This is a genomic window from Rhodanobacter aciditrophus (assembly GCF_042679525.1).
Classification (GTDB): domain Bacteria; phylum Pseudomonadota; class Gammaproteobacteria; order Pseudomonadales; family Marinomonadaceae; genus Marinomonas; species Marinomonas aciditrophus.
The window spans coordinates 443,624-461,854 of record NZ_JBHTMN010000007.1 but is presented as its reverse complement, the minus strand read 5'-3'; the positions used below and the strand labels follow the sequence as shown (position 1 = coordinate 461,854).

Genomic DNA, 18,231 nt, shown 5'->3' with positions numbered 1-18,231 from the left:
AAGGCGGGGATTTTTTGTTTAACCTTTTTGTTCAAGCCAGTGCGCGTTATGCATTGACGCGAGGACGGCCAATCACAATCGAAAGCAAGGCAACCAAAGCCAGCACCCAGCTGTATTGCACATGGGTGATGACCTCAAGCGGCGACAATCCAGCCAAAGAAGATGCCAGTAGAATCTGAGCACCGTATGGGATCAAACCTTGAATCACACAAGAGAAGATATCCAACAAGCTGGCACTGCGGCGAGGATCTACGTTATAGCGCTGTGCCACATCTTTCGCCACGGAGCCGTTAATCAAGATGGCAACCGTATTGTTTGCGGTACATAGATTCGTCAACGCCACAGAAGCACTGATACTCATCTCACCTGCCCGGCGTGAGCCATCTTTTGCACCCAAGGCACGGCTAATCTTTTCGATACTGCGAACGATCCACTCCAGACCACCTTGAGACTTCATCAGCGCCCCTAGACCACCGATCAATAAGGACAAGATCATAATCTCTTGCATGCCGGTGTAGCCCGCGTAGATGTCCTTAGACCATTGCGCCACAGTGTAATCAGCCATGGTCACCAAGCCCAAAATGCCCGCAAGCAAGATGCCGGTGAACAACACTAACAACACGTTTACCCCAAGGATCGCCAATACCAAAACCGCCACATAAGGCAATACCAGCCAGATATTGTAGTCTTCTACCTGTTCAAGCTGTGCTTGGGAGCCTTGGAAGAACAACCAGATCAATACCAGTACTGCCGCTGGTAAAGCGATTTTAAAGTTCATGCGAAACTTATCACGCATGTCACAGCCCTGAGTTCGAGTGGCCGCAATGGTGGTATCAGAGATAATCGACAAGTTATCACCAAACATGGCACCACCAATGACCGCCCCAACAGTGGTCAACAAAGGCAGATCCGTCGCTTCTGCGACGCCAAAGGCAATCGGTGCAATGGCGGCAATGGTGCCCATGGACGTTCCCATAGAGGTCGCCACAAACGCAGTGATCACAAAGATACCCGGCAGAATCAAGCTCGCAGGAATCACACTCAAACCGAAGTTCACGGTGGCATCCACGCCGCCTACCGCTTTCGCGACACTGGCAAAGGCACCCGCCAATAAGTAGATCAATACCATGGTGATAATGGTCTGATCGCCAACGCCCTTCATGAAGGTTTCAATCCGCTCATTCAGTGCGCCACGGCTCAGTAGAATGGCTAACACCAAGGCTGGCAAAATCGCCACAGGGGCTTGGATTTGATAAAAGGCAAAGTCCACGTCTTGGCTCTGATACCAAAGACCGCTGCCCACAAACAGGGCTAAGAAAAGAAGTAATGGCAACAAGGCCAAAGGAGTAGGTTTCGTCATGATTACTGATGTTTCCAGCTTATTTTGCTTTTACGGGGCTTGTGGCCACGATGAAGGCGGCATGATAAGGAAAGTGACTCTGACGCGCCAATATTAAATTGGTCTTTTTAAAACCCTTTTCGTTATAACTAAAAGGACTATTGGTTTACATATACAAATCAATTATGGAATAAAGAAGCATGTAAAAAAACCCAACCTAAGGCTGGGCTTTTTCAACACTTTGCCTAGGATTACTGAGGGACGAGTACCTGCTCAAAATACGCATTCATCCCTGCCAAATCTGTTAACGGCAGGACGGCGGCGACATATTGATCAGGACGTACAATCACTAGGCACCCCTGCTCACGATCAATGCCACGCAAATCATAAATATCAGGCCCTGTTAAGTGATCCGCACAATACACCTTTTCAAAATCTTTCAGCCCCAGTTTGCCCTTTACCGGAGTCAGCAGCGGGTCTAACTGAGACCGCTCTAAGGCATGATGATGACAAGGGAAGATACCCCGCAGGTCAATCACCGAATCCACCTCAGCACCAGCAGGGGTGTATTTCTTCACAGGCGAGTCCCCATGATTCATCATGAAGTCAGCCAACTGACGAACTCCACAGCCCTCGGACATGGGCGCTTGGTTACCGGCAAAAGCATACACCCTGTAAGCACCATTCACCGTATGGCAATGGCCCAATTGCATCGGCTTAGCATCCCCATGACGGATCACTGGGGCCGAATGGAAGCGGAAGCCTACTTTTAATCCCGTTGCCAAGTCTTGATGCTCATTTGAACCGATCACTGAGGATTGGCGATACTGGATCGACACTCCAGCGGTGTAATGCCCAAACAATTTAAAATAGCGCTGAAACTCTGCCGGATCGACTCCGTCAGGGTTTTCCGCCGATTTCGGTTTAGCACTGAACATAGATGACCACTGACGATCAAAGTCGATTAAGGCTTGTCCGTATTCATGTCGTTCTGAAGAGTAAGTGGACAACAAGGACACATCCGCTAAACCACGAAGCACATGAGCTAACTTCCAACCTAGATTCCAGGTATCCATTACCGAGGTATTTAAGCCTTGTCCTGCTTTGGGACTGTGGGTATGGCACGCATCCCCCGCTAAAAAGACCCGTGGAGCGCGCCCTAGTGCACCATCATCAAATGCCGTAGTAATACGCTGACCAATCTCGTACACCGACCACCAAGCCACATCTTTCACGTCCATGGTATAGGGTGCAATGATGCGATTGGCAGCGGCCACTAGAATGTCCGAAGTCATCTCATCCCGTGACACACGCTCGTTTTCCTTGAGCTTATCCAGCTCTACATACACCCGCGCCATATACCCCCCTTCCCGTGGGATAATCAGCATGTTGCCTTCTTTATGGGACTGAATCAGAGACTTAATGCGGATATCAGGGAAGTCCGTGTTCACCAGCACATCCATCACCCCCCAAGCTTGGTTCAAGGCATCGCCCACCAGTGTTTGCCCTATGGCAGAACGCACCCCAGAGCGGGCTCCGTCACAGCCCACCACATACTTGGCTTTTACCGTTTCCACTTCTTTGGTGAACTGGGAATAATTCACCATGCGCTCAAACTGAACAGTCACCGGGTATTCCTCTGTTTCGTCCACGGTTAAACCGAGAAATTTCCGCTGGTAATGGGGCTCTAACTTGTTTGGCGAGTGTTTCATCACCCGCAAGAACTCATCGTGAATGCGGGCTTGGTTGATGATCATATGGGGCATTTCTGACAAATCCTGCTCCACATCCTCCACCTTCCCTGTGCGGGCAATATGGTTTGGATGGGTTGCATCGGGCTTCCAGAACGCCGCTTCGTTCACTTGATACCCTTCTTGCTTGATCTGATCTGCGAAACCATAGGCCTGAAACATTTCCATAGTGCGGCAAGCAATACCATCGGCCTGCCCCACTAACAAACGGTCGTCCTTCAAATCGGCAATGCACACCGAAATATCGCTGAATTGAGACAGCTGCGCTGCAAGATTTAACCCTGCGGGACCACAGCCAACGATCATCACATCTACCTGTTTTGGCATAGGACGCTTAATCGGTGGCGGCACCACTCGATCTTGTGGATCTGAAATACGTGGGTCTCCAGGAAAAAAACCGTCTTGATGGAATTGCATGGCACTGACTCCGATTTGTTATTTTTCTTCACTTTAGAGTAGATTAAATATAAGGAAAAATAGATTTATAGAGCCAGACTAAAAAGAAACGCATACATGAATCCAAACCTACTGAAGCAATTGGCTATCATCATCAAACAGGGCTCCATCTCTGCCGCGGCAGAACAGCTGTTTGTCACCCAACCCACACTCACCCGTGCGATTCAACAGCTAGAGCAAAAAGTCGGCGCACCGGTCCTAAAGCGCACCCGGTATGGGGTTACCCCGACTGAAATTGGGGAGCGGCTGGCCGCCATTGGTGAAAAGATTCTTGCGGAGTCAGAATACAGCAACGAAGTTATCCGCCAGTGGAACAGCGGCTTTCGCAACGAGTTCACCGTGGGCATTGATCCCCTTTGGGAGTATTCTACTGTGGCACAAACTACTCGCCATTTTATCGATGAGCCCAGATTTGCCTTTCACCTTCGCACTGGTTCCGCAGCGGCACAAATCCAACTACTCAAGGAGGAAGAACTGGACTTTTTGTTGGGGCCAGCCCATGTCACTGTTGCCCAAAGCACTTTGTCTCGAACCATAGTTTTCAGAGACCGTTCCGCCATTTTTGCGGGTAAGCACTCTCCTCTGCTACAGCACAAGCAATTGATCGAAGAACCGGTGTTGCAACGACAAAAGTGGTTTGTGGCCGGGGCCAGCGCAGGCTTTATGAACAGCAATCTTCCCATCCAAGACAATGCAGCCAAGATCACCTTTACCAGTAGCATTCGTTCAGTGATCCACCTACTCAATACAACGGATATGTTGGTGTCTTTACCTGCACGATTGGCCTTGATGAGTGGCGAGATCCTCCCAGAACAAATGTTGCTCACAGATGAACGCTTTATGCCGCGACGGGATATTGCATTATGGAGCCGCCAAGAACACAACGAGCGACCGGATTATCAACGCATTCATAATGACATTTTGACCTTTGCCAAGGGTTTAGATGAGCACACACCCACCTATGGTTTAGCCCTATAATCAGACACAAAAAAGCCCAGCAGCTGCTGGGCTTTTCTAGCTAAAGTGCTATTGCAAAGGCTGCTCTGAGGGTTATTTGGCGAGCTTGTAAGCCACCACATAATCACCAATGGTGGTGCCAATAGAGCCATGGCCACCAGCCACTTGAATCACCATTTGCTCACCCTTGCTGTTCATATAGGTCATTGGGGTTGCTTGACCACCCGCAGGCAAACGAGACTGCCAAATCTGCGCACCGGTTTTCACGTCGTAAGCACGGATGTAATCGTCCACAGACGCGGCCATAAAGGCCACACCGCTGTCTGTTAAGATAGGGCCACCAATGCCCGGCACACCCATTTGAATGGGCAGAGCCAGTGGTGTGAGGTCTTCGATGGTGCCGTTTTTATGCTTCCAAGCGGTTTCCCCTGTGCGTAAATCCACACCGGCAACATAGCCCCAAGGTGGCTGCTGACAAGGAACACCTAATGGCGATAGGAAAGGTCCCATTTCCACCGCATAGGGCGCGCCAGCGTTTTCATTTAAGCCTTGTTCCCCTTGGTTGGTTTCCCCTAAATCTTGTCCCGTTTTGGCGACTAATTTTGAGGTAAATGCTAGGTATAAAGGCATGCCAAACATCACCTGACGTTTAGGGTCTACCGCGACACTGCCCCAGTTGAATACCCCAAAGTTGCCCGGAAACACAATGGCGCCTTTCTCTGACGGTGCCGTGTAACGACCTTCGTAATCTAAGCTGTTAAATTCGATGCGACACAACATTTGGTCAATTGGGGTGGCCCCCCACATTTTCGCCTCGGTTAATGGCTCGGGCTTAAAAGTTACCGCAGAAGTAGGCTGTGTCGGTGCCGTAAAGTCCCCTGGAATAGATCCCTGGGGCGCTGGCTCTTCTGTAATTGGGAAAATCGGCTCACCGGTGCCTCGGTTTAAAACGTATACGTCCCCTTGCTTGGTGGGCACCACCAATGCAGGTTCCACACCTTTGTCCGTGTTCAAGTCCAATAATACCGGCTGAGCAGGTGTGTCCATGTCCCATAAATCATGGTGCACAAACTGCTGCACCCATTCTGCTTGGCCCGTTTCAAGGCTCAAAGCAACCACTGAGGTGGCGTATTTTTCGTCCGCAGGTGAACGGTACATACCAAGCTGATCCGGTGTACGGTTGCCCATTGGGAAATAAGCAAGCCCTAGCTCCTCATCAGCACTGGCCACAGACCAGCTATTAGGGGAGCTCACTGCGTAAGTTTCGTCTTCGCCAATCGGAGTTGTGTCTTCTGGATGACCAGCATCCCAGTTCCACATCAACTCGCCGGTTTTGGCATCGTAGGCACGAATAACACCCGACGGAGAATTAACGGCATAGTTATCATTAACTGAGCCCGCCACAATCACTTTACCGCCCGCGACTAATGGGGGCGAAGTAGAGTAGTAAAAGCCGGACTGCTTGTAAGGCATGTTATGCATCAAATCCAAGGTGCCGTTATCCGCGAAGTTAGAACACAAAGCCCCAGTCTCGGGGTCAACCGCTAGCAGACGAGCATCTGAAGTGGGTAAGAAGATCTGAGCATCACATTGCATGGACGCCAGCTCTTGTGCAGGTTGGTTTTGTTTCTTGGCTAGATTTTGTTTACTGCTGTCGGCAGCAGGAAGATAAGACACGCCCCGACAAGTTTGGTGCTGTCGCTGACTCTCTGCAGGCACTTTGGCGTCGTAGACCCAAAGCTCTTCACCGCTATCAGCATTCAACGCAATCAACCAGTTGTGCGGAGTACATAGATACAGGGCATTGCCGATTTTGAGGGGCGTGGCTTCATAGGTAGTTTCGGTCACATCCTCAGGGCCTTTGGTGTCCCCCGTTTGATACTGCCAAGCTAAGGTCAGATCATCAATATTGTCTGTGGTGATCTGATTTACTGGCGCATAACGCTGACCTAAATTACTACGGCCATAGGCGTGCCATTCTTCTGGGTTCGCTAACCCCGTTGCAGCAGATGGGTTGACGACAGACTCCGCCATGGTGCCTTTTACGGCAGTGGGATCGTCCATGGCGAGTGGGCTCAAGGTAAGCACAGTACAAACGGCCCAAGCTGGCAATAATAGACGCTGGGCTGCACGCCCTTTGCGGCCAACAAAGATCATTAATGGTAGGGCCAAAACCAACAAGGTGCCCATTCGGCTTGCCAGTGGCCACCAGCTGAATCCTGACTCCCATAGGGACCAAGCCATGGTTCCTATGAGCAATAGGGCATACAAGCTGTTTGCAATCACTCGGCGACGGCGTAAGGTGAAGCTGACGGCCAATAGAATAACACCAGCAATCACGTAGTAGGGGCTTCCATCGAGAGCTAACAGCCAGATACCACCAGCCGTCAGCACAAGGCCGATCATGAAAAAGAGGATCGATAGAATAAACATTCTGGCGTTACACTCCCTGTAAATTATTTGATTTGAGTTGATATATTTAGAGTAGAAACTATCTGGTCGTTAGGTAAAGAGAAATGAGCAAACTTCCTTAATTCTCATAATTCGCTTAAATTGTGCAAAGACCCAAAAAAGCTCAATATTTTCAATGATCTAGTTTTTAAATTTTCACGTAATTACATTTCTTTACGTTCTAAATTAGAAAGTAGATCACTATTAATTTGTAATAATATTGCTTGCTGGACGTCCAATCATGCATCTATGTAAACCGTCCGCACTCTGGAGCTCACTGATGAAAAAAGCGTTCACTGCCCTAATAATTGTTGCTTTGGCCACCTTGGGTATAAGCCAATATGGACACTTGCTCACCCTAGAATCGGTGCAAACCAACCTTGATCAGCTGCAACATTGGCGTGACCAACAACCTGTGTTCGCTTCATTGCTGTTTTTTATCCTCTATGTGGTGGCGACAGCACTCTCTTTTCCCGGTGCCACCATACTTACCCTTGCGGGAGGCGCTCTGTTTGGACTGGCTTGGGGCCTTACCCTGATTTCATTTGCCAGTGCCGTGGGAGCAACCATAGCGTTTTTACTGTCTCGATTTTTGTTTCGAGACTGGGTGCAAAAGCGCTTTCAACAACGACTTAAAACCATCAACCAAGGGGTTGAAAAGGACGGTGGCTTTTACCTGTTTACATTACGCCTTGTGCCGGTTTTCCCATTCTTTTTAATTAACTTGGTAATGGGGCTCACTCCTATCCGCACCTGGACCTTTTACTGGGTCAGCCAAGTGGGGATGTTTTTGGGGACTGCGGTGTACGTCAATGCAGGCACTCAACTGGCTCAGCTGGAAAGCCTCCGGGGCGTGTTGTCCGTCGAGTTAATTCTCTCTTTTGTACTGCTAGGACTCTTTCCTTGGCTGGCTAAACTCATCATATCGGGGCTGCAGAAGCGTCGCGTTTATCAAAAATACACGCCTCCCAAAAAGTTTGACCGAAATCTAGTGGTAATCGGGGCTGGTGCCGCAGGGTTAGTAAGCGCCTACATCGGCGCTACCGTAAAGGCTAAAGTCACCCTTATTGAACGTCATAAGATGGGAGGCGACTGCCTGAATTATGGGTGTGTACCAAGTAAGGCGATCATTAAAAGCGCCAAAGTCGCCGCACAAATGCGCCAGGCGGATAAATACGGTTTAACACCTCAGACACCTCAGTTTTCATTCAAAGGTGTCATGGCACGTATCCAAGAGGTGATCCGCGACATTGAGCCCCATGACAGCGTAGAGCGATACAGCGCTATGGGGGTAGACGTTCGTCAGGGGGAAGCAAAACTGATTGACCCTTGGACCGTCGCACTAACAGACGCTAAAGGTCACACCGAACAGATCACCACCCGCAGCATTATTTTGGCCACAGGGGCGCAACCTTTTGTGCCTGATATTACCGGTATCGAGACCATTCCTTACGTCACCAGTGACACCCTTTGGGAAACGTTTGCGGAATTAGAAGAACCACCCAAACGCCTATTAGTACTCGGCGGTGGGCCGATCGGTTGCGAACTGGCTCAAGCGTTTGCGCGCCTTGGCAGTCAAGTCACCTTACTCGAACGAAGCAGTCAGTTACTGAGTAAGGAAGACCCTGACATCAGTGCTCGAGTGCTTAAAAAGCTCACTGCTGACGGTGTGACAGTGCAGTTCAACGGGGAAGTTCAGGCCTTTGAAACCAGCGTCCAAGGTCATCTTGCTCAAACACAAAAAGGCTCGATCGAATTTGATTATGCATTAGTGGCCCTTGGGCGTGCAGCTCGTTTAGAAGGCTTTGGCCTAGAAGAACTAGGCATCCCAGCCACACGAACCCTAGACACCAATGACTACCTAGAAACCCTTTATCCAAATATCTATGCCGCAGGCGATGTGGCGGGCCCCTACCAACTCACCCACGTTGCCGCGCACCAAGCATGGTACGCCAGTGTGAACGCATTATTTGGGCAATTTAAACGCTTTAAAACAGACTATCGGGTGATCCCAGCGGTGACCTTCGTAGATCCTCAAGTAGCAAGGGTTGGACTCAACGAAACCGAGGCAAGCGCTCAAAACATTGCCTACGAGGTCGTGGAGTACGACGTATCGGACCTAGACCGAGCCATTGCCGAGAGCGCTGCAGAGGGAGTGATTAAGGTGTTAACCACCCCCAACAAAGACCGCATTTTGGGAGTGACCATAGTGGCGGAAAACGCTGGGGAAATGCTGCCAGAATTCGTACTGGCCATGAAACATGGTTTAGGCCTAAACAAGGTTTTGGGCACCATACATGCCTACCCAACGTGGGCAGAAGCCAACAAATACGCCGCGGGAGAATGGAAAAAAGCCCACGCCCCACAAGCGGCATTACGCTGGCTTGAGAAATACCATAACTGGCGTCGAGGTTAACTTAATGTCTCTTAGGACCATCGCCATGACGCCCGCCTGAGCTGCGATCACCTGAGGCTGGAGAAGACCCTTCTGTGTTTTTAGTGGGCTCCCCAAAGTGATTGCTGCGAGTATCATGCCTGTCTAAGTATGACCCTTGTCGATCGTCAGTAAATTCCATCCCATCATCTCCGCGGTGCTTAGGCTCCCCCTCTCGGGAGAAGCTTCGCTCAGGCTCCCGTTGCTGCATCTGTTTTAATTGATCGGCGGACCAATTTTTCACCGAGCGACCTTTTCGCAACGATGCATCCGGCGTTTCTATTAAGTAATTGGAGACTTGGCCTGCAAACGGTAACCGCTCATGCCTGACAAAATAAGCTGATTCACCTTGTGAAGTATTTCGCCCTCGCAAGGTGATGACCTCCCCATCTTTAGCGTCCAATATTTCCTCTGGCAGGACTCTCCCCGCCCAACGCCATTGGGTTTGTGACACAGCTTGCGCAGGTGCAACAATCTGCCATTGGTCCGTTTCAGGGATCTTTTCGATATCCGTTGCATAGAGTTGATCGCCAATAAAATAGCCGCTGACTCGAACGTTTTGCCCTAGATCTAACGATGGTAGCACCCCCGGCGCATCGGTGGCCGGAACAACGGATACTCCTTGAACCAGCCAACCTTCCGATTGACTCTCAACCACTTCGCCAATCACAGCATGTTGAATCCGCACCACACGTGCCCACCACTGGTCACCTTCTTGCGTGGCGAGCACAGCAACCTGTTGCCCAAGACGCAGATCTGACTCACTAGCAGCTCTACCGTCTCTGAGAATATTGGTCTTTTCATCAAGCTCTATCTCTAAACCATTTACCCAGATACTACCGAACTCTGTGATCGTACCAATTACCCCTGTGCCACCGATACCTCGGTCATCTCCTTGCGTATCCGATGGCTGCCCCATCATTTTACCGGTGCCGCCAATGCCTCGGTCATCGCTTGCCCAAATCACCAAGGACAGACTGAGAAGCAGGGTAAGTCCCCATCTAATCCAGTTAGCCATCTTGTTGATCCTGCTCACGGTAGAAATACACACCCAGAATAAATCTGTGATCGGCCTCCGCTTTGCCATCGTCTTCACGGGCCAGTTGTTGGGCTTGCTTATTGAGTTTCACGAGCAGGGCCTGGCTTTCATGGCTAGCAGTGTCTTGCAAAGCACTCACTGATTCGCAAGACAATCGGTTATAAAACACGGAACGTTCTGGTAATGGCGGCAGTTCGCCTCGAAGATTGTGTTCACAGGCAGCAATATGATCTGAGGTATTACGGGCAAAAAAGGAAACCTTTGTCGCCAAATCATCACTTGGAAATAAAGCATTTAAATTGAGCTGACATTGACCCTCTTGCTCCGTCAGCAAACCTCGATCCAACCACTCATCAAAGACTGTTCTAGGACGAATATCCACGCTGACTTCGCGAACTAAGCTCTCGAACGACAAGTCACCTTGCCGGGGCAGAAGGCAAGGCTCTCCCTGCTCGTCTAAAAAACGGCTATCTCCCACCCACAAACTAATTAATCGGGAAGTAAGGGATGATTTCTCCGGTACATACGACTCATCTGGGGCGTCTTCTAGAAGCCGCTTAACATCTTTTCTGTGCACTCCGCTGACCACACTGATACGACTTAAAGTGACTTTATCACCCTTGCGCTGCAGATCTTGGCGTACCTCATCCACATAAACCTTTTTCAACAACTCCAAAAACTCAGGATAAGTCACGCCATAACGAACAACCAAGCGAACTAAAGAGGATAAAACCTTCTTTAATGACTTAGTGATCAGCTGGCGCGTGCCTTGGCTAGGTGTGTCTTGGGACATATTGGCTCAATAAATAGTCAATTTTTCGAAATTTTATGTTGACGTGGGAAATTTATCCACTTAATTTAACCTCAATAATTAGTGGGAAAATATCCCACAAATAAAACAACACTCAATTATTACCCCATAACCCCCTCATATGGAGCAGCAGCCATGGCCAATTCCTCCTTACGTTTCATCGCTACTTTAGCGCTGAGCACTTTTCTATCATTTCCCCTTACCTCGCAGGTATACGCCAACGTTGTGGATGAAGAAGCTAACGCCACCAGCGACAGCAGTGCCACATCCGAAGACAGTACCGTCATAACAGAAGACACAACCACCAGTGATGAGAGCGCTACGAGCAGTGACACAAGTGGCGACGCCGCAAGTGAAGAAGGTACAACAAACTCTGATGAGACTTACTTAGCGGATGATAATAGCGTTGCTAGCGAGTCAGGCTCAGCATCAGATGAAACCTTTGTAGGAACGGACTCAGATAGCACAGTGACAGAAGAAGAGGCGAGCAACGCAAATCAGCAATCCTCTTCAGGGATCACATCCAAACAAAGCAATCGTCAACAAAACAGCGGTAGCCGCTCTGGTAGTCATAGCTCAGGCAACAAAAGCTCAGGGGGGCATAGTTCAGGTAGCAGAGGCAATGGCGGAAGCAAGAGCTCCGGTGGTCATAGCTCTGGTGGTCATAGCTCCGGTGGCCATGGTGGTAAGCGCCACTAATCACTTTTTTTCATTCATAATGAGGAATACATCATGTACTGCAAGAATCTTGTCTTTCTAACCGCTACCAGCTGCTTATTAATCACAGCTAACGCACAGGCTGAGACCAATGCCCAAATTGGTGGTGGTTACCATGCTCGCTATATTGAAGATGCAAGTAGCGATTACAGCGTAGATTTTGGCTCCCCTGTTTTCAGTGTGCGGTTGATCCCCCACGAAAATTTCGCGTTTGCGACAAATTATTACTACAACGGAAGTGGCTCTTATTCCCAAGGCTCTAACTCAGGCCCATCAGTATTTGAAACCTCCGGGCTAGAGCTCAACTTTTTGCTCGGTACATCATTTATCGACAAAGGGTTTTATGGGTACGCTGGACTTGGATATTTCAGCGAACATTGGGAATCTACCACCAGCAGCAGCGACTATATTGCTACCGGGTTACAAGCACCGATTGGCCTAGGCTATAACTTTGGTGACTTTGGCATGGAAGTCCAATATGCCTATCGTGACCCTAAGGCCTATCAAAAAGACGTATTCAGCGCGGAAAGTGACCCAAGCGCCAATACATTTCAAATCAAGTTGTTTGCCAACTTATAGACTGGCAGCTGCACCACAGATCTTCTCAAACAGCGGCGAAATGCCGCTGTTTTTTATGATACACACGTAAAGTATCCACTAAGGCAAGGTCCAAGTCAGTACCAACATGGCGAGAGCCACAACACCGGCCATTAACGCACCGTAGAACCAATTAGAGCGGGCAATCGCAAAGTTGTCTGCCCCATACTTGCCCGCCACCGAAAGGTTGATTCCTGACAAGGGACTGATGGCCGTACCCACGGCCCAGGTACACAAGGACACAAACGCCAACAAAGTATTGTCCGCACCGCTGGCTGGCACCATAGAACTCATCAAAGAGATCCCCACAATGGGGTGCAAGCCCATTAAAGAAATACCACAAATCACCAGAAAACACAGGTACGCCTCAAAGAAACCAAAGTGGTCAAACAAGGACCACCCTTCTCCCAGTAGACCCTGGAGCGCCAAGCTGACCGTAGTGGATAAAAACCCCGCCGCCAAAAATAACGACACCTCATTGGCCATATTTGGCAAACGAATGTGGGCATGGTCACGCAACCGCTGGCGGGTATGACGAGGACCACCTCTAAGAAATAAAAACAACACTACACTGATGGGACTTAACAAGGTGACAATGGACAAAATTGCCGCCTCTGGCATCACAAAATAATGAAAAATCAGCACCAAGGCCGCTAACAAAACGGGGAAGGCTAAGGAGCTCACTGATAAAGGAAACCCCTGAAAAGCCTCGATCTGACCGCTACGTTTAAACTCCCAGCAAGACAAGGCACAAGCCATAATAGAGAGGGGTAAACCAATCACAGCAAGGTGATGAAACTCTGCATCAGGGGCAATCGACAAGGCCACCGCAACGGACGCAAAAAACGGCGACCACCAACCAGCACTGGTCAAAGCGCGAACTAGAATCGAGTATTGAGGCCCAGATAACTGTCCGGACTGGCGTTGCAGCTTATCCCCCACCACAAACACCGCTGACATATTAATCACAGCGCCAAGTAACTGAATGCTCGCCCACGTGCTCGCAAAACCTTTTACCCCAGTCATAGGTGGCTTTGGCTTAGTCGAATCTGGCAATAACCCCAGCAAGGATACGCCCGTTAACATGGCCACAATGGCCAAGTTCCCCTGTAACAAAGAAAACACCGGCACAGTCACATCAGTAAAGACCGCCACCACCAGCGCCACAACCCCCACCACAAGTAAAAAGCCACATTGTCGTTTATTACGTCTGTTAAGACGCTGCCAAGCACTAACAAACACCGCCCAATAGACCATTCCAGACAAAATCAGCAGCCCACCCAGCCCAGGGATCAAGGCCAACAGAAACAAAGCGCAACCTAACGCTACCCCATATCCAGAGAGAGTTTTTATGTCGAGAGAAGCCAGCTTGAGCGACGGCAAACGCATAGGTACATCCTTTTAAAAACGGTTCAACCTATAGATTACATCAAGCACCTTGTGCCGTCAGGGTATCCTGCTGGGTGACTTTCGCATCTCGAAGGCGCAAGCCAATGTTGCCCGCGATTAATAAAATCGCCCCGGCAATTTGGTAAAGGGTGAGCGACATATCAAGAAACAACCAGTTAATGCCGGCCGCAAAGACAGGGAAAGTAAGCTCTGCGAGGGTCGCCAGTTGCGCTCGCACTGTCTTTAACCCTTGGTAGTACAACCACATGCCTAACAAGCCACTTAATAAGGCCATCACCACGAGTGCGCCCAAGTCCTCCGCTGGCATGGTGCTGATCTGATCTGTATTGCCCAAGGACAAAACTAACAGCACCAGCAAACCCGATAAGAAGCGCCCTGACATAATGGCGTTAGCAGGCACGCTTTGGTAAGACAGGTACTTACCACAAACGGTAGCGGCGCCCCATGCAGCCACGGCGAGTAGAGTAAAGCCGTAACCTTTTAGAACCTCCACTTCTTCATCACTGTAATGCCATTGTGCGTCTCCAAGTGCCATAATATCTGGGGCGATCATAAGGAAGCTTCCCCCAAGTATCACCAAGGACCAGCGCACAAAATGACCGCGGATCTGCTCTTTCAACACAGCAAAAGCCAACACAATCGCGATCACGGGCTGTAGTTTTTGCAGCAAGATCACTACTGTGGGATTCAGATAATGGAAGGCTTCAGTAAAGGCCAAGGTACCCAGAGCAGAGCCGACACCTCCGATGAAAAACAGACAAGCAAGGGATGCTCGGCGCATTTGTCGGTAATGATGACGATAACGCCAGATCAAGGGCGCAGTGATCAGTACTAAGGCCAGGTGCTCAAACAGCACGACCTGAAGAGTGCTATAGCCTACTCCCAGCAGAGGGTAGCGAATAAGGGTATCAAGGGCCCACGTAAAGCACGCAAGCATAATAAACAGTGTTCCTGCCATCTCTCATTCTCCAATAAATAAGAGTCACAGGGGTGATGATTGAACAGCCAAGTTGTAACCCACACGAGCGCATGGGTGAGCCTCGCCTTTAAAGGTGCGCCCATAGAGGCACCTTTAAAGGAGACTTGGTCGATCTTCTTTCATCCGGACTATAACCGTCGGCTCAGGAGTCACACCTGATCTGCTGACCCTTCCCAAAAGAAGGCGCTCGCGGGCTGTTTGCAAAGCAAAGTCACCGCCGGTGGGGAATTTCGCCCCGCCCCGAAGTTCGATTAATTAAAAATAAGCTAAAACTTTACCCCCAGCCTAACTGGGGCGCAATGCCCTAATATGAATACATTAGGGCAAATCTCAAGTGGGTCTAATTGCGCTTTTGTCGCGCGTGATACACCGCAAAGCCATTCTTACGCTCTAATTGCACGGACTTACTCAAGGCCGCATCCATCAAAGGGCTATAACGTAAGAAATCGTTAGCCACCACAAACACCTCACCATTCAAGGTAAGGTGTTGTTTTACATTGATAAAAAACTTCTCAGGGACACTGTAGTCTGTACTCACTCCCGTGTGGAACGGCGGGTTAGTGATCACATAATTAAAGCGTCCTTTCACTTCATTTAAACCATTGGAAGCTACCAAAGTCACAGCACCCACCGCTTGGTTCGCAGCAAACGTCAGCTCCGTGGCCGCCAAGGCCAAAGCGGAATCATCTAACGCATGGAGCTTGGCCCCTGTGTGCTTGTGCAACCACATACTGATGATGCCATCACCACAACCAAAATCTAACAAACGGGCATTGGCCACATCCGCCATAAATCGGTGGGATTGCATTTGCTCTAATAAGATCACAGTGCCACGATCTAGCTTACCGTGTCCAAAAACCCCTGGGATGCTGCACAAGGTAAAGGCTTGCCCCGCCACGTCTACATTCCAAGAAGTCACCCAATCCTCAAAGACAAAAGGCTTTGCTTCGTCGGCTTTTTGACCATTGAACAATAAACAATGCTTAGCGCCATCAAACTTACCAACGTGCTCTAAAGGCGACACCATACGCTTTGAAGACGATTTCACACCGCTTTTGTTGTCTCCAACGAGCCAAACTTGCCCTCCTTTTTTTAAGACGGGTAAGGTCGCCGCTAACAAATAATCCAGCAGTTCTTTTGCTTTGGGCTGATAAATAATGACGTGGTCAAAGTCAGAGGCAATCGTGCTGTCCCACTGGGCTGAAAACTGCACATTAGACTCAGACAGACCTACCCGTAAAAGCTGTTCGTAAACGGTATAGGACTGACACCAGGCAAACACTTCTGCCTGCCCTTTTAGCTCTTGAGGAAAAGCATCTTCAGGGTTGGCAAACAGCACTTTGCCGGTAAATTGCTCTGCGTTACGCTCCAGCAAAAGGCTGGGAGGATTAAGACTCATAAGTGATGGCTAACTCGTTTAAAGATAAAGTCGTAACCGGCGCTAACAATCGGTTGAGGCGCTCGGTCGATAAATTTGTTTGAGCACGAGGGTATCTCGGTTGCAAACGATCATTGTGTAGTGGCCCGCGCCACCCTTTTGTTAACGCTAAGAAATCCGTCGCAAAGGAATCCCCATGCTCAAGACAACCGGACAAAATCACGTCCACATAACTCAGTGCGATGGGGCATTCCGTATGGGGTTCTACCACTTCTTCCGTGTGATAAATCCAATAGGTACCGTCTGGCAACTCTTCGTCTAGGTAAGGAGTCAATTGCTCGCGCTCAATTTGCGTGCGTTGGTAGCCTTGTTCTCGTTCATCAAACAGGGTGAATTGATCTTCCGGTACTTCAATAAGAACACCATTGCAGGCTTTAGCATCCGACTTGACCACCGCAACAGAGCTCATCCCAAACTCTGATGTCATGATGGACCAATGACGCTCAAAACCATGCAGTTTCACCGGCCAAACTTGTCCTGTTTCACCGGTTTTAGCTCGGCTTTCTGAACTGATAAGGCTGCCATAGCCGAGAATGTAATGACGACTCATACTCTTCTCCTGTGCACGCAATTTAAAGTTTTTGGCCGCCGATAATAGCTTGGTCGATACACCAAAACCAGAGAAGATATATGACAACTGTCAGGGGCAATATGGTTTTTGCTAAGGAATCAATAGGTTACTGGCTTTTATAAATGGCACGGATTTGCGCCATAGAACGCCAAAGAATGAGTTTATGGATAGGAAAGACAGGAATCATATACAAACGACCAAGCCAATTTTTGACATGGACAACCGTTGTTACGGCTATGTGCGATTGATCACCCAAATCATTAATGTAAAAGGACACTCTCACATTTAGATGTTTATCGCAGTCCTCTAGCACCACCTCGTGATGTTCGTTTGAAACCACAGTAAAGATCCCCACCCGATCTCCTTTGATGTAGTCGCACGCATGCTTCACATGCAAAATTTCTTTAAAACTGCCGAGATTTTTAAGACCCACGGTGGCCCAGATATTATTGCGCAATTGCATCAAAGCATTCGCCCAACCAGGCATTCGGCGCATACTTTCAATATACAAGGTCATGGCGGTGATGTTTTTAGACGGAACGGATACAGACCAACTGTCCGCAAAGAAGGCGCGAGGTAGGTACAAAGCTATTTGAGATCCTTGAGGCACAGCCATCACACACTCCCTGATGTGATTGATAAAATATGATCAGGTCAAAGTATAACCAATGACCTGATCAATTGCCTTATCTTAATGGTGCTTTTTATCCGCCATGTCGCCGTGGCCTTGATGATCCATTTTGTCATGGTTCATCTTACTGTGATCCATGTCACCGTGATTCATATGATGCATAGACATACTGCCTGGGGCATAGGCAGCCATCTCATCAGGAGACAAAACAGGGGCAGACAACTTGATACGCTCACCGTTCTTCATCACTAAGGTAAGAGCAACGGAATCACCTGCTTTTAAAGGTTGTTTTAACCCCATAAACATAATGTGGTAACCACCCGGCTTTAATTGCGCATCACCATGAGCAGGGATCACCACCTGATCAACCTGATACATTTTCATGGTGTCCCCTTGCATCTCGCTTAGGTGAATCTCAACCTTATTTGCCACATTGCTTTCTGCAGCGACCAAAAAGCGCTCTTGATCCGAGTGGTTGATCAAGGTGACATAGCCACCACTAGTAGGCGCACCCGGTGGCGTAGCACGCACCGCAGGTGCGCTGAGTTCAATGGATGACGCCATCGCAATAGCCGAAGACATCCCTAGCGCTGCCAGCGCCAAACGAGAAATAAACCGTACAGACATAACTAACCCTTTCTTTTTTCAAG

At 49.2% G+C, this 18,231-nt stretch carries 15 protein-coding genes and 1 riboswitch; of the genes, 4 read left to right on the top strand and 11 right to left on the bottom strand.

Going from position 1 to position 18,231, the window contains the following annotated elements:
• Positions 1 to 46 precede the first annotated feature (46 nt).
• Together ACFQ45_RS07515 and ACFQ45_RS07510 are read right to left on the bottom strand one after the other, a co-directional pair.
• A complete protein-coding gene (locus ACFQ45_RS07515; protein WP_377366385.1) occupies positions 47 to 1,360 on the bottom strand; it encodes a Na+/H+ antiporter NhaC family protein in 1,314 nt (437 codons plus the stop codon).
• A gap of 230 nt (positions 1,361 to 1,590) precedes the next feature.
• Positions 1,591 to 3,507, bottom strand: a complete 1,917-nt coding sequence (locus ACFQ45_RS07510; protein WP_377366384.1) for an FAD-dependent monooxygenase — start codon at positions 3,505 to 3,507, stop codon at positions 1,591 to 1,593.
• A gap of 96 nt (positions 3,508 to 3,603) precedes the next feature.
• Here ACFQ45_RS07510 and ACFQ45_RS07505 point away from each other — a divergent pair, with 96 nt between their 5' ends.
• Positions 3,604 to 4,524, top strand: coding sequence for a LysR family transcriptional regulator (locus ACFQ45_RS07505; protein WP_377366383.1), 921 nt, complete (start codon positions 3,604 to 3,606; stop codon positions 4,522 to 4,524).
• A 72-nt stretch (positions 4,525 to 4,596) separates the two neighbouring features.
• Here ACFQ45_RS07505 and ACFQ45_RS07500 read toward each other — a convergent pair whose 3' ends face one another.
• Entirely contained in the window at positions 4,597 to 6,936 is a 2,340-nt protein-coding gene (locus ACFQ45_RS07500) for a glucose/quinate/shikimate family membrane-bound PQQ-dependent dehydrogenase (protein ID WP_377366382.1), read from the bottom strand.
• A gap of 298 nt (positions 6,937 to 7,234) precedes the next feature.
• Here ACFQ45_RS07500 and ACFQ45_RS07495 point away from each other — a divergent pair, with 298 nt between their 5' ends.
• Positions 7,235 to 9,370, top strand: a complete 2,136-nt coding sequence (locus ACFQ45_RS07495) for an FAD-dependent oxidoreductase (protein ID WP_377366381.1) — start codon at positions 7,235 to 7,237, stop codon at positions 9,368 to 9,370.
• A 1-nt stretch (position 9,371) separates the two neighbouring features.
• Here ACFQ45_RS07495 and ACFQ45_RS07490 read toward each other — a convergent pair whose 3' ends face one another.
• On the bottom strand, positions 9,372 to 10,406 hold the full coding sequence (locus ACFQ45_RS07490; protein ID WP_377366380.1) for a DUF5666 domain-containing protein: 1,035 nt from the start codon (positions 10,404 to 10,406) through the stop codon (positions 9,372 to 9,374).
• Positions 10,399 to 11,220 (bottom strand): DUF6502 family protein, encoded by an 822-nt coding sequence (locus ACFQ45_RS07485; RefSeq protein WP_377366379.1) that lies wholly within the window; start codon positions 11,218 to 11,220, stop codon positions 10,399 to 10,401. The genes ACFQ45_RS07490 and ACFQ45_RS07485 overlap by 8 nt, the downstream gene beginning before the upstream one ends.
• A gap of 153 nt (positions 11,221 to 11,373) precedes the next feature.
• Between ACFQ45_RS07485 and ACFQ45_RS07480 the strand changes: the two genes are divergently transcribed.
• Both ACFQ45_RS07480 and ACFQ45_RS07475 read left to right on the top strand, forming a co-directional pair.
• Positions 11,374 to 11,937 carry a hypothetical protein gene (locus ACFQ45_RS07480; RefSeq protein ID WP_377366378.1) on the top strand — a complete coding sequence of 188 codons (564 nt, stop codon included), beginning with the start codon at positions 11,374 to 11,376 and terminating at the stop codon, positions 11,935 to 11,937.
• A 33-nt stretch (positions 11,938 to 11,970) separates the two neighbouring features.
• On the top strand, positions 11,971 to 12,534 hold the full coding sequence (locus tag ACFQ45_RS07475) for an outer membrane beta-barrel protein (RefSeq protein ID WP_377366377.1): 564 nt from the start codon (positions 11,971 to 11,973) through the stop codon (positions 12,532 to 12,534).
• Between the two features lie 78 nt (positions 12,535 to 12,612).
• Here ACFQ45_RS07475 and ACFQ45_RS07470 read toward each other — a convergent pair whose 3' ends face one another.
• From ACFQ45_RS07470 to ACFQ45_RS07445, 6 genes are all read right to left on the bottom strand, one after another.
• On the bottom strand, positions 12,613 to 13,941 hold the full coding sequence (locus ACFQ45_RS07470; RefSeq protein WP_377366376.1) for a hypothetical protein: 1,329 nt from the start codon (positions 13,939 to 13,941) through the stop codon (positions 12,613 to 12,615).
• Between the two features lie 40 nt (positions 13,942 to 13,981).
• Entirely contained in the window at positions 13,982 to 14,920 is a 939-nt protein-coding gene (locus ACFQ45_RS07465) for a DMT family transporter (RefSeq protein ID WP_377366375.1), read from the bottom strand.
• A gap of 128 nt (positions 14,921 to 15,048) precedes the next feature.
• Positions 15,049 to 15,193: riboswitch (FMN riboswitch) on the bottom strand.
• Between the two features lie 88 nt (positions 15,194 to 15,281).
• A complete protein-coding gene (locus ACFQ45_RS07460) occupies positions 15,282 to 16,340 on the bottom strand; it encodes a methyltransferase (RefSeq protein ID WP_377366374.1) in 1,059 nt (352 codons plus the stop codon).
• A complete protein-coding gene (locus ACFQ45_RS07455) occupies positions 16,330 to 16,929 on the bottom strand; it encodes a gamma-glutamylcyclotransferase family protein (RefSeq protein WP_377366373.1) in 600 nt (199 codons plus the stop codon). The genes ACFQ45_RS07460 and ACFQ45_RS07455 overlap by 11 nt, the downstream gene beginning before the upstream one ends.
• Positions 16,930 to 17,056: 127 nt before the next feature.
• Positions 17,057 to 17,566: a DUF2867 domain-containing protein gene (locus ACFQ45_RS07450; RefSeq protein ID WP_377366372.1), complete on the bottom strand. Its 510-nt coding sequence runs from the start codon at positions 17,564 to 17,566 to the stop codon at positions 17,057 to 17,059.
• 75 nt (positions 17,567 to 17,641) lie between these two features.
• On the bottom strand, positions 17,642 to 18,208 hold the full coding sequence (locus ACFQ45_RS07445; RefSeq protein WP_377366371.1) for a copper chaperone PCu(A)C: 567 nt from the start codon (positions 18,206 to 18,208) through the stop codon (positions 17,642 to 17,644).
• Between the last annotated feature and the right edge of the window lie 23 nt (positions 18,209 to 18,231).